This is a genomic window from Streptomyces sp. L500, from assembly GCF_054551825.1.
Map to the genome: position 1 here is coordinate 45616 of NZ_JBTOLC010000001.1, position 14806 is coordinate 60421.

Sequence of the window (14806 nt, forward strand, 5' to 3'; positions counted from 1 at the left end):
CAGGCGGTGGCCGGGCGCCGTGGCGGCGGAGCAGTGCCCCGGTCCCGCCCTTTCACCGTTTCCCGGGGCTGCCGCCCCGGCCCCCGCGGCCCGGGTGGGCCCTCCCTTCGGGGAGGGCCCACCCTGAGCGGTCACCCGCGAGCGTGAGTCGTCACAGGCACAGCAGCACGCTGGCCGCGCTGATGCACGAGAGCAGGCTGACCGTGCTCTGCCCGCCGCCGCCGTGGCCACCGTCGTGGCTGTCGGACTCCATGTTCTGCAGGTCGAGAAGCGCCATGGTTCTGATTCCTTTCATGGGGACGGAAGTGGAACGGTTGGAACAGGTGGAACGGTTGGTCACGACTCCACGACGTGGTGGAGCCGGCTCTGGGGCCCCCGTGGGGGCGGGAGGAAGGGCAGCCCGGCGTCGCCCCGGAGGGAGCCGAGCGCGAACAGACAGCCCGCCGTGCCCGTGGCGAGGTCCATCGACAGCCGCATCATCTGGTGGCCCGGGAAGGCGAGTTCGCCCTGGTAGGGGATGCCGTACCAGCCCAGGGCGGCCACTTGGGCGGCCAGGTCGGCCGGAGCGAGCCCCGGTGTCGTCGTGCGGCCGAGGTGCCAGATCATTCCGGCGCGCCCCTGGAAGAGGCCGGGGTGGGCGTAGAAGCGGGACCGGGCGGCGGTCAGGATCGCGGCGCGGGCCTCGGTGAGGTCCTCGTCCGGGTCGGGGACGTGGGCGAGGTAGTCGTCCAGGACGACGCCGATGCCGACGCTGCCGTCGCCGAGGTAGGGCATGGTCCGCCAGCCCTCGTCGACCTCGAGGGCGCCGTTGGCGGTGCGGACGCAGCGCGCGAGGTCGGCGCGCAGGGCCGTGCCGGCGAGATCGAGGAGGGCGGGCGCGCCGGTGCGTTCGTACAGCCGGAGGAAGAGGAGGGCGGAGCCGGTGGCGCCGCGCATCAGCCCCGCGCGCTGCCGCGCCTCGCCGCCGTCGGCGGCGAGCCGGTCGGCCAGCAACTGGGCGGCCTCCACCGCGCGTTCGTGGAAGTGGCGGTCTCCCGTCGTCCGCGCCAGGTCGTCGAGGTGGAGGCCGATGCCGGCGAGCCCGCCGCGCAGGCCGGAGGTGAGGCGTTGCCACTTCTCGCCGAGGAGGGTGGCGGTGAGGTCGAGGGCGCGCCGGGTGTGGCCGAGACGGTGGAGGACGTGGGCGACGCCCGCGAGTCCGTCGTAGAGGCCGAGCGGGGTGCCGGGCGGGGTCGCGCCGGGGTCGGTGTGGGCGAGCAGCCAGCGTTCGCCCTGCTCGTAGCGGTCGGCACCGGTCTCGGCGAGCGCGTACAGGACGCCGGCGGCGCCGTGGGCGAGGCCGAGGCCGCCGCCCTCGGAGAACTGGGCGATGTCCCCGGGGAAGAGCCGGTCGTCGCGCTCGGGTGTGGCGGAGGCGAGGATCGCGCGGACCATGGAGTCGCGGGCGGCGGGCCAGTCGTCCGTAGGGGGGAGGACCGTGGCCGCCACGGGCCCGGCGGACACGGGCCCCGCCAGCGCGGGCCCGGACCGTGCGGCGGCGGTGGTGGCGGTACCACCGGACGCCTCCCGCGTGATCTCGGCGACGGCCTCGTCGAGGAACTCCCGCGGGACGGCGGGGAAGTGCTCGGCGATGATGTCGGCGAGGTGCGCGGCCTTGGCCCGGTCGATGACGAAGAGCGTGGTGACGGGCAGGAACAGCGCGATCCGCAGGCAGGCGAGGGCGTAGCGGTCGACGTCGGTGCCGGTGCGGTCCGGCGGGGCGAAGAAACCGGGGTGGGCGACGATCTGCCGGCCGCCCTCGGTGGCGGGCGCGGCGGCCTCGAAGTCGATGAGGGTGACGGACTCCTCGTCGGGCCCGACCATGATGTTGAACATGTGGAGGTCGTTGAAGACCACGCCCCGGGAGTGGACGGCTTCGACGGCTCGTTCCACCCCTCGGTGGATCCGCAGGGCCCAGGCGGTGTAGTCGGCGACGGCGGCCGGGTCGGGGTCGGCGGCGAGCAGCGGGTGGCGTTCGCCGAAGAAGGAGTTGAGGGGGCGGCCCTCGACGAAGTCCATGACGAGGAAGCGGTGGTCGCCGATGGTGAGCCAGTCGCGGACGCCGGGGGCGACGCCGAGGCCGGCGAGCCGGTCGAGGGCGTCCTTCTCGCGTTCCAGCCGGGCGATGGCGTCGGCGCCGTCGGCGGCGAGCCCGGCGTGCGGGCGGGCCTCCTTGAGGACGACCCGCGAGCCGTCGCGGGTGTCGGTGCCCCGGTAGACGCCCCCGCCGTTGGAGAAGTGCAGGGCCTTCTCGATGCGGTAGGGCAGATCGGCGACGGTGGTCGCGTTGCGGGCGGCCAGGTGGGGCTCCAGGAACGCGGGCAGGGTCACCCACGCGGGCACCTGAAAGGCGGGGTCGCGCGGGTCGGGGACGAGCGTGCCGTCCGCGTCCTCGATGGCGGGGACGAGGCTGCCGCGCGCGTCGACGCAGTAGCGGCGGGCGAAGGCGCCGTAGCGCACGTACAGCGGCCCGTCGTGCCAGCGCAGGTCGGTGAGGATGTACGGCCCCGGGCGCCCGCCGAGGATCCCCTCCAGGTCGGTGAGGACGGTGTGCAGGCCCTCCTCGTCGGCGGGGTAGATCGTGACGAACTTTCCGCTGCCGTCGCGGGGCGCGTACTTGTTGTTGCGGAGGTGCAGCAGGTGGGGCGCGGGCACGAACTTGAACGGGACGCCCCGGGGGACGCAGTAGTCCCACACGTCGGCGGCGGTCTTGTCGGCGCCGTCCGCCGTGGCCGACACATGGATCTTCCAGCCCTGCGCGGGCTGCCGTCCGTCCGCGCCGAGGGGCGCGAGGTGGAGCCAGTCGCCGTTGCGGCCGCTCGCCCACCCCTCGGGCACGGGCCGCCGCGCGGTTTCGAACAGCGCGTCCTCGACCCGGCCGCCACCCGCACCGGACGCCGGGCGGGACAGCCGGTCCGGGATCTCGTAGAAGTGCCTGTCGGCCAGGCAGTAGACCTCGTACCGCTTCTCCATCGGCCCCCCTTGAGCTGCGACGGGAAGAGATTTCCACGCCACGGGGGGCCGGGACAGTCGTATCTGTCACGAACATGTCGTGCGGAACGCACGCGTAAACATATGTACGGACCAGGGCGAACGCAGGTCAGGACCGATACCGGGGCGCGCGCCGCGCGCCGGAGGCGCGGGCACGCTCCCCGGGCTCCCGGGCTCACTCGCAGGGGGCCCGGGGCTCACTCGCAGGGCTCCTCCGGCGGGAACACCGCCTCGCCCGTGCCGAGCACCCGGATGGCGACGGCCTCCACGGGGCAGCACTCGGCCGCGGCGAGGAGCTCGTCGGCGGGGGCGGTCTCCTCCGTGACCGGGTGCGAGCGCCGGGTCGTCGCGTCCAGCCGGAACGCCCCCGGGGCGACCCCCGCGCACTGGCCCGAGCCGACGCAGCGCGTCCGGTCGACGGTCACGCGCCAGCGGGGGTCATCCACCGCCCGTCCCCTTCGGCAGGTGGATGGTCTTCTGCTCCAGGTACTCGGCGTAGCCCTCGGGGCCGCCCTCCCGGCCTAGGCCGGAGTCCTTGTAGCCGCCGAAGGGGCCGAACAGGTCGAGACTGAAGGTGTTCACGGAGTACGTGCCCGTGCGCACCCGGCGGGCGATCTCCACGCCGCGTTCGAGGTCGCCGGTCCAGACGCTGCCGGAGAGCCCGTAGTCGGAGTCGTCGGCGATGGCGATCGCCTCTTCCACGTCGCCGTAGGGCAGCAGGCAGACGACGGGCCCGAAGATCTCCTCACGGGCGACCCGCATGGTGTTGGTGACATCGCCGAAGAGGGTCGGCTCGACGTACCAGCCCGTCGGGAGCCCGGCGGGGCGGCCGCCGCCGGCGAGGACGGAGGCGCCGTCGAGGCGGCCGAGCCGGATGTAGTCGAGCGACCGCTCGCGCTGGCGGCGCGCGACCAGCGGGCCGACCTGGGTGGCGGGGTCGAGCGGGTCGCCGACGACCAGTGCGGACGCGGCGGACGCGAGGCGCTCGGCGAGCTCGGCGTAGTGGGCGCGGGGGGCGAGGACGCGGGTCTGGGCGACGCATGCCTGGCCGTTGTTCATCCAGGCGCTGGGCACGATGCCGGCGACGGCGGCGTCCAGGTCGGCGTCGGGCAGGACGATCGCGGCGGACTTGCCGCCCAGCTCCAGGGTGACGCGGGTGAGGTTGCGGGAGGCGACCTCCATGACGCGCTTGCCGGCCGCGACGGATCCGGTGAAGGAGACCTTGTCGACGCCCGGGTGCCCGACGAGGTACTCGCCCGTCTCCCGACCGCCAGGGAGGATGGACAGCACGCCTTCCGGCAGCCCGGACGCGGTGGCGATCCCGGCGAGGACGTACGCGTCCAGGGGCGTCTCCGGCGCCGGCTTGAGCACCACCGAGCAGCCGGCCAGCAGGGCGGGCGCGAGCTTGGCCGCCGCCACGAACTGCGGCACGTTCCACGGCACCACGGCCGCCACGACGCCCACCGGCTCCCGCCGCACCAGCAGCGGGCCCAGGGCGCCGGCGCGCCGCTCCTCGTGGGGGAAGTCCCGGGCGATGGCGATGGCGCTGTCCCAGACCAGCACCGCGCCGAGCGCCTGCGCGAGGACGCTCCAGGAGTAGGGGGAGCCGTTCTGCGCGGAGATCAGCCGGGCGAGCTCCTCGTGGCGGGCGGCGATGCCGTCCTTGATCCGGGTGACGACCTCGATCCGTTCCGCCAGCGGCAGCCCCGACCACACGCCGGAGTCGAAGGAGCTCCGCGCTGCCGCGACGGCCCGGTCCACGTCGATCCGCCCGGCGTGCGGGACGCGCCCGATGACGGCCTCGGTATGGGGCGAGACGACCTCGATGACCGGCCCACCGTGTCCTGCGGCGGGCTCGGCCCAGCGGCCGCCGATGTAGAGCTGTCCGTGCTCGACGATGTCGCTCATGGCGGGGCCTCCCGGCGGACGGCTGACCTGACACAGGATCTGACGCTGCATCAGATCTCGTAGCAGTTCCGCTTGTGGAGGGCAAGGGAGGCCGCCGCTTGTCAGCCGTCGCCGTTCGCGGCGCGCAGGCGTCCGTAGGTGCGCTGGACCGCGTCGTACATCAGGCCGTTCGCCGCGAGCAACAGCCATCCTCCGGTCATGAAGCCGGTACGGATCGTGTAGGCCGGGTTGTCGTCGCTGATCCCCCCGAAAATCATCATTCCGATCAGGAACAGGGTGAAGAAACCGACCACCAGGAGCCAGCCGAGGCACGCCTTGAGTGCCCAGTTGTCCCAGCCCTGGAGCCCGGGTTCCCTGGCCGCCTGCACCGGGACCCTGGCCGCGAGGACGAGCCCGATCGCGGTACCGAAGACGCCGATGGGTACGCCGGCCCAGTCCGGGGACACCCCGGGAATGCCGCTCGACACGGCGTCCCACGGGTGGCGCCAGTCGAAGAACATCTCCACCCGCCCCGCTTGCTCGCCGGAGGACTTCCTCGTCCAGGTCTCCGAGAACATCGGCAGGAAAGTCGCGCAGACCATCGCCACCGCCCCCAGGAGGAGCTCCGCGAAGTGGGCGGCGAGGATGCGCCGCGTCACGAGGGGCCCGGTTCGGCCCGGCGCTCGTTCCGGCGGATTCGGGGTGTCCGGCTCGTCCGGCTCGTCAGACACATCCGGCACGTCCGGCTCGTAGGGGCGCGTCGGCGTCGGTGGCGCCTCGCGTCGGAGCTCCGGCGCCTCGCCCGCGTGCGCGGAGGCCAGGGCGTGCAACGCACCGGTACGCTGCTTGATCGCCGCGCGGGCGCCGGTGATCCCCATCCACGCTCCAGGACCGAGCTCGTCGCCCAGTTCCTCCTCGCACCACTCCCGCACGAGCGCCGGTGTGGGGCGTCGGTCGCCGTCCTTCCGCAGGCAGGCGGCGACCAGGCGGCGCAGGGGTGGAGCCAGGTCGGACAGGTCCGGATCGTCCGCGACGATGCGATGGGCGACGGCCCACTCGTTGTCCGCGCCGAACGCCTCCCGGCCGGTGGCGAGGTAGTACAGGCTTGAGCCGAGCGCGAAGACGTCGGAGGCCTCGCCGACGGCGCGGCCCATCGCCTGCTCGGGCGACATGTACAGCGGGGTGCCGATCCGGGTCGAGTGGCTGCGGTACGTCACCGACTGCGTCAGGGATTTGACGATGCCGAAGTCGATGACCTTCGGGCCGCTCTCGTCCAGCATGATGTTGCCGGGCTTGAGGTCCCGGTGCACCACCTTCGAGGCGTGGACGTCGGCCAGGGCGTGGGCGATGCCCCAGGCGAGCAGCATCACCTCGCCGGCCGGCAGCGGCCCGTGGCCGGCCACCAGGTCCCGCAGGGACGGCCCGGCCACGTACGCCGTGGCCAGCCACGGCCGCTCGGCGCGGGGATCGGCGTCCAGCAGCGGTGCGAGGTGGGCACCACGCACCCGCTGGGCGGCGGCCACCTCGCGCGCGAACCGCCGTCCGAACTCCGCGTCCTTGGCGAACTCCTCACGGATCACCTTCACGGCCGCGGGCTGTCCTCCCGGGGAGAAGGCCAGGAACACCTGCCCCATGCCGCCCTCGCCCAGCCGTGCCACCAGCCGGAAGCCCCCGAGGCTGTCCGGGTCGCGCGCAGATAACTCGGAAAACCGAAAAGCCGCCCTCGACACGAAGCACTTCCCCCGTCCGTTCCACACGTGCCACGGTCTCTCGCCCGCAGCGTACTTCGACCGGCGCGCTTCGACCGGCACATCGTCGAACACCTGTCGCCCGCCGCCCCAGGAGTCGCCCGCCGACGGCGGTAGCCGTCCCCGGACGGGAGCCGGATAAAGTGTTCAGCCCCCCACCAAAGCGACACGTCGGCGACGCGCCCTGCCCCGGCAGGGGCGTCCCGCCGGGGCCGCCCGACACCGTCATCCACCGAGAGGCACCGCTTTCATGGCCACCTCCTTCGCCGTCCTCGCGCGCCGCGGCGCCGCGGCCCTGGCCACCGCGGCCGTCCTGGGCACGGCCACGGCTCCCGCCGCCTTCGCCGACGGCACCTCGCCCTCCCCGGCCGCCCCGGGGCTCTACGGCACGGGCGACCCGAAGTTCGACGGTGTCTTCCGGCAGTCGCTGGCCTTCATCGCCCAGCACACGGCCGGGGTCTCCCCGACCGGGCAGGCCGTGGACTGGCTGACCGGCCAGCAGTGCGCCGACGGCGGCTTCCCCGGCTTCCGGGCCGACCCGAAGACGCCGTGCGACGCCAAGGCGGGCGAGTTCACCGACGCGACGGCGGCCGCCGTGCAGGGCCTGGCGGCCGTCGGCGGCCGGGACCGGGCCGTCGCCAAGGGCCTCGACTGGCTCAAGGCCCACCAGAACGCCGACGGCGGCTGGGGCATGGGCCCCGGCAACCCCAGCGACGCCAACTCCACCGCCATCGCCGTCGGCGCCTTCGCCGCCGCCGGCCAGGACCCGGCGAAGGCCGCGGTCAAGGACGGCAAGACCCCCTTCGACGCGCTGTCCTCCTTCCAGATCCGCTGCCAGGAGAAGGAGGAGAAGAAGGACCAGGCGGGCGCCTTCGGCTACATGCCGCAGAACGGTGAGCTGCCCGCCAACGACCTCGCCTCGACCGCCGCCGCCACGGCCGTCCTCGGCAAGGGCTTCCTCGTGCCCGCCGCCAAGGGCGCGGACCGGCCCGTCCAGCCCGCCGCCTGCGGCGACGGCGCCGACACCGACCGGTGGAACGCGGCCGAGGCCGTCGCCGGCTACCTGGTGAAGAAGCTCGACGCCAACGGTGGCCACCTCAAGTCGTCCATGCCCGGCGCCCCCGAGGGCCCGGACACCGGGGCGACCGCCGACGCCGCCCTCGCCCTCGCGGCCGGCGGCCACGTGGAGGCCGCGCGCAAGCCGCTGAAGTGGCTGGAGTCCGCCGACAGCAAGACCGCCGAGTGGGCCAAGGGCAACCCCGGCCGCCTCGCCAAGCTCGTCCTGGCCGCGCACGCGGCGGGCGCCGACCCGCGCTCCTTCGGCGGCACCGACCTGGTGGCGGCGCTCAACGAGACCGGACCCAAGCCGGATCCGTCCTCTTCCTCCGCCTCCCCCGAGAAGAAGGACGAGAAGAAGAAGGACGGCGGCGGCTTCGGCGCCTGGTGGTTCGTCGCCGTGTTCTTCGTCGCCAGCGTCGGCGTCGGCTTCCTGATCAGCGGCCGCAAGAAGAAGAACCAGCCGTGACGGCGGCCCGGACCCTGTTCGTCTCCCTGTTCGTCGGCGCCGCCGCCGTGCTCGGCGCGGCTCCCGCGCACGCGGAGGGCTACCGCTACTGGTCCTTCTGGCAGGCACCGGCCGCCGGCGGGTCCTGGGCGTACGCGACCCAGGGCCCGGCCACGCTGCGCCCGGCCGACGGCTCCGTCGTCGGCTTCCGCTTCGCCGTCAGCAAGGACTCCGCCGACGCGGCCAAGCCGCGCGGCGCCGCCGACTTCGCGGTGGTCTGCGCCGACACGCCCGCCGAGGACGGCGGCAAGCGCGTCGCCGTCGTCCTCGACTTCGGCACCCCCGCCGACGCCCCCGCCGGCGAGACGCCGCCCGCCGCCCGTTCGGCGTGCGCGAAGGTCGGCGCGGACGGCAGCGCGGCCGACGCGCTGGCCGCCGTCGCCAAGCCGCTGCGCTACGACTCGAACGCCCTGCTGTGCGCGATCGCCGGATACCCGAGGACGGGCTGCGGCGAGAAAGCGAACGAGAAGGCGGACGCGGGGAAGTCGGCGGAGCCGAAGGCCACCGGGAGCGACAAGAGTGACGACGGCCCCTCCGTCGGTCTGATCGGCGGCATCGCCGCCGTGGCCGTGCTCGGCGCGGCGGCGGTGTGGCAGACCCGGCGGCGTCGTCGCGGATGACGGACCGTTCCTCCGACCGTTCCTCCGCGCTGCACGCCGGCGCGTGGTGGGTGTGGGCGCTGGGCCTGGCGACGGCCGCCTCGCGCACCACGAACATGCTGCTGCTCGCCCTGCTGGCGGGCGTCGCCGGGTACGTCGTCGCGGCCCGGCGCACGGACGCGCCGTGGGCCCGCTCGTACGGGGCGTTCCTCAAGCTCGGGCTGGCCGTGATCGTCATCAGGCTGGTCTTCGCGGTGATCCTGGGCTCGCCGATTCCCGGGACGCACACGGTCCTCACCCTTCCGGAGGTTCCGCTCCCGGAGTGGGCGCGGGGCGTGCGGATCGGTGGCCGGGTGACCGCCGAGGGGCTGGTCTTCGCGCTCGCCGACGGCATGAAGCTGGCCACGCTGCTGATCTGCGTCGGCGCCGCGAACGCCCTCGCCAACCCGGCGCGGCTGCTGAAGTCCCTGCCGGGCGCGCTCTACGAGGCCGGGGTGGCGGTGGTCGTCGCCATGACCTTCGCGCCCAACCTCGTCGCGGACGTCCAGCGGCTGCGCGCCGCGCGCCGGCTGCGCGGCCGCCCGGACCGGGGGCTCAAGGCCCTGCTCCAGGTGGGGCTGCCGGTGCTGGAGGGCGCGCTGGAGCGGTCGGTGGCGCTGGCCGCCGCGATGGACGCGCGGGGGTACGGCCGTACCGCGCAGGTACCGCCCGCCGTGCGCCGCACGACGAGCGCGCTCACCCTGGGCGGCCTGCTCGGCGTGTGCGCCGGCACGTACGGGTTGCTGGGCGACACCGGTGCGGGCTACGGGGTGCCGGTGCTGGTCGCGGGGCTGGCCGCGGCTCTCGCCGGCCTGTGGCTCGGCGGGCGCCGCTCGGTCCGCACCCGCTACCGCCCCGACCGCTGGGGCGCCCGCGCCTGGCTGGTCTCCGCGTCGGGGGCGGCGGTGGCGGGCCTGATGATCTGGGCGGGCGACTACGCGCCGGCCGCCCTCCACCCGGCGGCGGTGCCGCTGGCGGCGCCGGGGTTGCCGGTTTGGCCGGCGGTGTCGGTGCTTCTGGGGTTGCTGCCGGCGTTCGTCGCGCCGGTCGCCTCCCGCGAGAGGGCGACGACGACGGCGGCTGGTCACCGCCGGGCCGACCGCCGGGGGCCGCGCGCCGCGGCTCCCGCCCCGGCCCCCGACGCCCGGGGCGAAGCCCTCGGGTCGGCGGGCGGTCCGGGGGGTCTGGGGGCACTCCCCCAGGAAACGGGAAGGGGCGGGACCGGGGCACCCCTCCCGCCGCCGCGGCGATCAGCCACCGACAGCGAATCCGGCGGTGCCGAAACCGCCCCCACCCGGAAGGAGACACCCCAGTGATCCGCTTCGAGAACGTCTCGGTCTCCTACGACGGCGACGGCAACGGCAACAGCCACCAGCCGCCCCCCACCCTCTCCGGCATCGACCTCACCGTCCCCGAAGGCGAGCTGTGCCTCCTCGTCGGCCCCTCCGGGGTCGGCAAGTCGACACTGCTGGGCACCGTGAGCGGGCTCGTGCCGCACTTCACCGGGGGGACCCTGCGCGGCAGGGTCACCGTCGCCGGGCGGGACACCCGTACGCACCGCCCCCGTGAACTCGCCGACGTCGTCGGCACCGTGGGCCAGGACCCGCTCGCGCACTTCGTGACCGACACCGTCGAGGACGAGCTCGCCTACGGCATGGAGTCCCTCGGCGTCCCGCCCGCCACCATGCGCCGCCGCGTCGAGGAGACCCTGGACCTGCTGGGCCTGGCCGGCCTCCGGGACCGGCCCATCGCCACCCTCTCCGGCGGCCAGCGGCAGCGCGTCGCGATCGGTTCGGTGCTGACCGCCCACCCGAAGGTGCTGGTCCTGGACGAGCCGACGTCCGCGCTGGACCCGGCCGCCGCCGAGGAGGTGCTGGCCGTGCTCCAGCGCCTGGTGCACGACCTGGGCACCACCGTGCTGCTGGCCGAGCACCGGCTGGAGCGCGTGGTGCAGTACGCGGACCAGGTGATCCTGCTGCCCGGCCCCGGCGCGGCGCCCGTCGTCGGCGACCCCGCCGAGGTCATGGCCGTCTCGCCCGTCCACCCGCCCGTCGTCGCCCTGGGCCGGCTCGCCGGCTGGTCCCCGCCGCCGCTGTCCGTGCGCGACGCCCGCCGCAAGGCAGCGTCGCTTCGGGAGCGGCTGGCGCCGCTGGCCCCGCCGGTCCCCCAGACGGTGCCGGACACGGAACAGGCCGCGTCCGTCACCGGCCTCTCCGTCCGCCACGACCGCGTCCCCGCCCTCCGCGACGTCGAGCTGTCCGTCCGCGCCGGCGAGACCGTCGCCCTGATGGGCCGCAACGGCGCGGGCAAGTCCACCCTCCTCCGCACCCTCGTCGGCATCCACGCGCCCGACCGGGGCGCGGTGCGCGTGGGCGGCGTGGAGCCGCGGCGCACGACCCCGCGTGAACTGCTGCGGCACGTGGGCCTCGTCCCGCAGGAGCCGCGCGACCTGCTGTACGCGGACACGGTCGCCGCGGAGTGCGCGGCCGCCGACCACGACGCGCAGGCCGCCCCCGGCACCTGCCGGGCGCTGGTGTCCGGGCTGCTCCCGGACGTGGCGGACGGCACCCACCCCCGCGATCTGTCCGAGGGCCAGCGGCTGGCGCTCGCGCTGGCCGTGGTGCTCACGGCGCGGCCGCCGCTGCTGCTCCTGGACGAGCCGACGCGCGGCCTGGACTACGCGGCCAAGGCCCGGCTGGTGGAGATCCTGCGCGGGCTGGCCGGCCAGGGCCACGCCATCGTGCTGGCCACGCACGACGTGGAGCTCGCGGCGGAGCTGGCGCACCGGGTGGTGATCCTCGCGGAGGGCGAGGTCGTCGCGGACGGCCCGACGGCGGAGGTCGTGGTCTCCTCCCCGGCCTTCGCCCCGCAGGTCGCGAAGGTCCTCGCGCCGCAGCCGTGGCTGACGGTGCCGCAGGTCCGCGACGCGCTGGAGGGGACGTGACCGACCACCAGGCGCCGACCGACCACCAGGCGCCGGCCGACCGCCAAGCGCCGACCGACCACGAGGCGTCGGCCACCCACCAGACGGAAGCCACCCGTCAGGCACACGGCACCCGCCAGGCACGCGCCATCCGTCTCGGCCGGCGGTCCGTCATCGCCCTCGCCCTGATCACCGTCATCGGCGTGGCCGCCTTCGGCTGGCCCCTGCTCGCCGACTCCGCCTCCGGGCTGGCCCATTCGCAGGACGCCCCCTGGCTGTTCGCCGCCCTGCTGCCGCTGCTGCTCGCCGTGGTCATGGCGACGATCGCGGACACCGGGCTGGACGCCAAGGCCGTCGCGATGCTCGGCGTCCTCGCGGCGGCCGGGGCCGCGCTGCGGCCGCTGGGCGCGGGGACGGCGGGCATCGAGCCGATGTTCTTCCTGATGGTCCTGTCCGGGCGGGTGCTCGGGCCGGGCTTCGGCTTCGTCCTGGGCGCCCTGTCGATGTTCGCCTCCGCCCTGCTGACGGGCGGGGTCGGGCCGTGGATGCCGTTCCAGATGCTGGCCATGGGGTGGGTGACCATGGGCGCGGGGCTGCTGCCGGGGGCGGACCGGCTGCGGGGGCGGGGCGAGCTGGTGATGCTGGCGGGCTACGGGGCGGTGGCGTCCGTCGTCTACGGGACGGTGATGAACCTTCAGGGCTGGCCGTACATCGGCGCACTCGCCTCGGGCGTCTCCTTCGTCCCGGGCGACCCGCTGCCGGAGAACCTCTCCCGCTTCCTCGCCTACTGTCTGGCGACGTCCCTGGGCTGGGATCTGCCCCGGGCCCTGGTGACCGTGGTCGCCTCGCTCACGCTCGGCCCGGCCGTCCTCAAGGCCCTCCGCCGGGCCACCCGCCGCGCGGCCTTCGAAACACCGGTGACGTTCGAGGACGCGTGACGTTTCGTTGCGCCCACCACGGATGAGTGGGGGCAGACCCTCCGGTGACTCCGCGCATGCCAGGGCATGGATGACCGTTCAGTACAGTCGCGTCAAGGCCCTCAATGAGACATCACGCAGTTCGGGCCACACTGATTGATACGGGGGGACCAGAATGGTCACGAGTGGCTATGGCGCCGCGCCCGATGCGGGCGGGGACAACTCCTTCACGCGGCAGGGAACCACACCGATGTCACCTTCGGTGAGCAGCACCGGATCCGCTGCGCACGCATGACCGGCGGCGTCCGGCTCATCTCCTGCCGCGCCTGATTGTTCAACGTCCCCAGCCTTTTCCGACGGCAGCCCGGCGAATCCTTTCGCCCCCACGCGACCTTTCCCCTCGGCTGCCCGCTTGGGCACTCTGCCGCGTGGTCGCCGTCCATGACGGACGGCGACCACGCGGCCGGCGCCCGCCCATCGAATGACCATCGGGCCGCGCCGGAAAGTCACTGCACGCGATGACGGGTGCAGTGCGCCCGAACGCCCTGGGGTTTCGCTCGCCAGGACGTTCTGTCGGCAATTACACCGACCCGATGGCCGCAGCCAGACAAAACTCAGAGGACTCCCATGCACTCTCATGGCGTGAATTCGTCCATCGCCAACGCCGTCAACCGCCGTTTCGGGCGCCGATCGCTGCTCAAGGGCATCGGCGCCGGAGCGCTGACAGCCGGCCTCGGCGCAGCCGGACAGGGCATCGCCCACGCCGAAGAGGAATCGCTGGTCGACGTGGTCATCATCGGCGCCGGGTACGCCGGGGCCATGGTGGCGCGCGAGCTCGGCGCGAAGGGCCTGTCCACCGTGGTCCTGGAGGCGTCGGACCGCGTCGGCGGCCGCATCTGGACGGACACCTGGGCCGGCGAGCAGATCGAGGTCGGCGGCCAGTGGCTCGCCCCTCAGCACCAGCTGGTCAACAAGGAACTCGCCCGGTACAACATCACCACCTACGGGGACCCCATCCCGGACCGCGTCATCGTCGCCGGTTCCACCGGGCTGAAGGCGGTCACGCCCGATGAAGCCGCCAAGTTGGTGGTCCCCCTGTGGACCGAGTTCTACAAGGGCTCCGAGAAATACTTCGAGCGCCCGGCCGAGCCGCTGTACCGCAAGGACCTGCTGGCCGCCGTGGACCCGCTCTCGCTGGCCGACCGGATCAAGCAGATGAACCTCTCGCCGACCGAGGTCAACCTGCTCACCGGCGAGACCTCCGTCTACTCCGGCGGCCCCAGCACCCTCGGCTCGCTGACCGGCATGGCCCAGTGGTACCAGCTCGCCGGCGGTACGTACGAGGCCTACACCAACACCATCGGCCGCCGGCCCGTCGGCGGTATGACCGCGATACTCAACGCCATGCTGCGGGAGAACTTCACCCCGGTCGTCAAGAACTCGCCGGTCACCAGGATCTCCGACCCCGGCACGGGGAAGGTCACGGTGTACACCGCCTCCGGCCGCCGCTACAAGGCCCCCGCGGTCGTCGTGGCCACCTCCACCAACGCCTGGAAGAACATCACCTTCGAGCCCGGCCTGCCCAAGGCACACGCCCAGGCCACCACCCAGGGCATCGGCGTTCCGCACGGCACCAAGATGTGGCTGCACATCAAGGGCAAGATCGACGCGACCACCGGTACCGCGCCCGAGGGCTCGCCGATCCTGATGATGGTGCCGCAGAAGCAGCTCGCGGACGGCCGGCTCATGATCGCGTTCACCGGCCCCGGGCTGGACGTCAACAACCCGGTGAAGGTCCAGGAGGCCGTCCAGCTGTGGATCCCGGGCGCCCAGGTCCTCAAGTCCCGCGCCATGGCATGGGGCACCGAGAAGTGGGCGGCCGGCGCCTGGGGCTTCCGTCGCCCCGGCCAGCTGACCGGGCTCTTCCCCCAGATCGAACAGCCCCACGGCCGGATCCTCTTCGCGGGCGCCGACATCGCCCAGGGCTGGCACGGCGCCTTCATCGAGGGCGCCCTCGAGTCGGGCCTGCGCGCCGCCAAGCAGGCCCTCACGCTCGTCAAGTGACGGCAAGTGACGGCAAGCGAAGGAAGGCGCGCCGC

At 74.1% G+C, this 14806-nt stretch carries 11 protein-coding genes; 6 read left to right on the forward strand and 5 right to left on the reverse strand.

The window, feature by feature from the left end; all coding sequences use genetic code 11:
- Positions 1-151 precede the first annotated feature (151 nt).
- The 5 genes from ACX9I7_RS00210 to ACX9I7_RS00230 form a co-directional block, all read right to left on the reverse strand.
- Positions 152-277, reverse strand: a complete 126-nt coding sequence (locus ACX9I7_RS00210; protein ID WP_358633840.1) for a SapB/AmfS family lanthipeptide — start codon at positions 275-277, stop codon at positions 152-154.
- Between the two features lie 59 nt (positions 278-336).
- The gene (lanKC, locus tag ACX9I7_RS00215; protein WP_459386090.1) at positions 337-3012 is read right to left on the reverse strand and encodes a class III lanthionine synthetase LanKC; all 2676 of its coding nucleotides are present in this window, start codon (positions 3010-3012) and stop codon (positions 337-339) included.
- 215 nt (positions 3013-3227) lie between these two features.
- Positions 3228-3476 (reverse strand): ferredoxin, encoded by a 249-nt coding sequence (locus ACX9I7_RS00220; protein ID WP_387574643.1) that lies wholly within the window; start codon positions 3474-3476, stop codon positions 3228-3230.
- Positions 3469-4938 carry an aldehyde dehydrogenase gene (locus ACX9I7_RS00225; protein ID WP_387574645.1) on the reverse strand — a complete coding sequence of 490 codons (1470 nt, stop codon included), beginning with the start codon at positions 4936-4938 and terminating at the stop codon, positions 3469-3471. The genes ACX9I7_RS00220 and ACX9I7_RS00225 overlap by 8 nt, the downstream gene beginning before the upstream one ends.
- Before the next feature lie 101 nt (positions 4939-5039).
- Complete coding sequence (locus tag ACX9I7_RS00230) at positions 5040-6575, reverse strand: serine/threonine-protein kinase (RefSeq protein ID WP_387574648.1); 1536 nt, start codon at positions 6573-6575, stop codon at positions 5040-5042.
- A gap of 340 nt (positions 6576-6915) precedes the next feature.
- Between ACX9I7_RS00230 and ACX9I7_RS00235 the strand changes: the two genes are divergently transcribed.
- From ACX9I7_RS00235 to ACX9I7_RS00260, 6 genes are all read left to right on the forward strand, one after another.
- Positions 6916-8190, forward strand: a complete 1275-nt coding sequence (locus ACX9I7_RS00235; protein WP_459386091.1) for a prenyltransferase/squalene oxidase repeat-containing protein — start codon at positions 6916-6918, stop codon at positions 8188-8190.
- Positions 8187-8849, forward strand: coding sequence for an SCO2322 family protein (locus tag ACX9I7_RS00240; protein ID WP_459386092.1), 663 nt, complete (start codon positions 8187-8189; stop codon positions 8847-8849). The genes ACX9I7_RS00235 and ACX9I7_RS00240 overlap by 4 nt, the downstream gene beginning before the upstream one ends.
- Entirely contained in the window at positions 8846-10183 is a 1338-nt protein-coding gene (locus tag ACX9I7_RS00245; RefSeq protein ID WP_459386093.1) for an energy-coupling factor transporter transmembrane component T, read from the forward strand. The genes ACX9I7_RS00240 and ACX9I7_RS00245 overlap by 4 nt, the downstream gene beginning before the upstream one ends.
- Complete coding sequence (locus ACX9I7_RS00250) at positions 10180-11811, forward strand: ABC transporter ATP-binding protein (protein WP_459386094.1); 1632 nt, start codon at positions 10180-10182, stop codon at positions 11809-11811. The genes ACX9I7_RS00245 and ACX9I7_RS00250 overlap by 4 nt, the downstream gene beginning before the upstream one ends.
- Positions 11812-11939: 128 nt before the next feature.
- Positions 11940-12728 (forward strand): ECF transporter S component, encoded by a 789-nt coding sequence (locus ACX9I7_RS00255; protein ID WP_459386387.1) that lies wholly within the window; start codon positions 11940-11942, stop codon positions 12726-12728.
- Positions 12729-13349: 621 nt separating this feature from the next.
- Positions 13350-14771 (forward strand): flavin monoamine oxidase family protein, encoded by a 1422-nt coding sequence (locus ACX9I7_RS00260; protein WP_387574659.1) that lies wholly within the window; start codon positions 13350-13352, stop codon positions 14769-14771.
- The last annotated feature ends 35 nt before the right edge of the window (positions 14772-14806 follow it).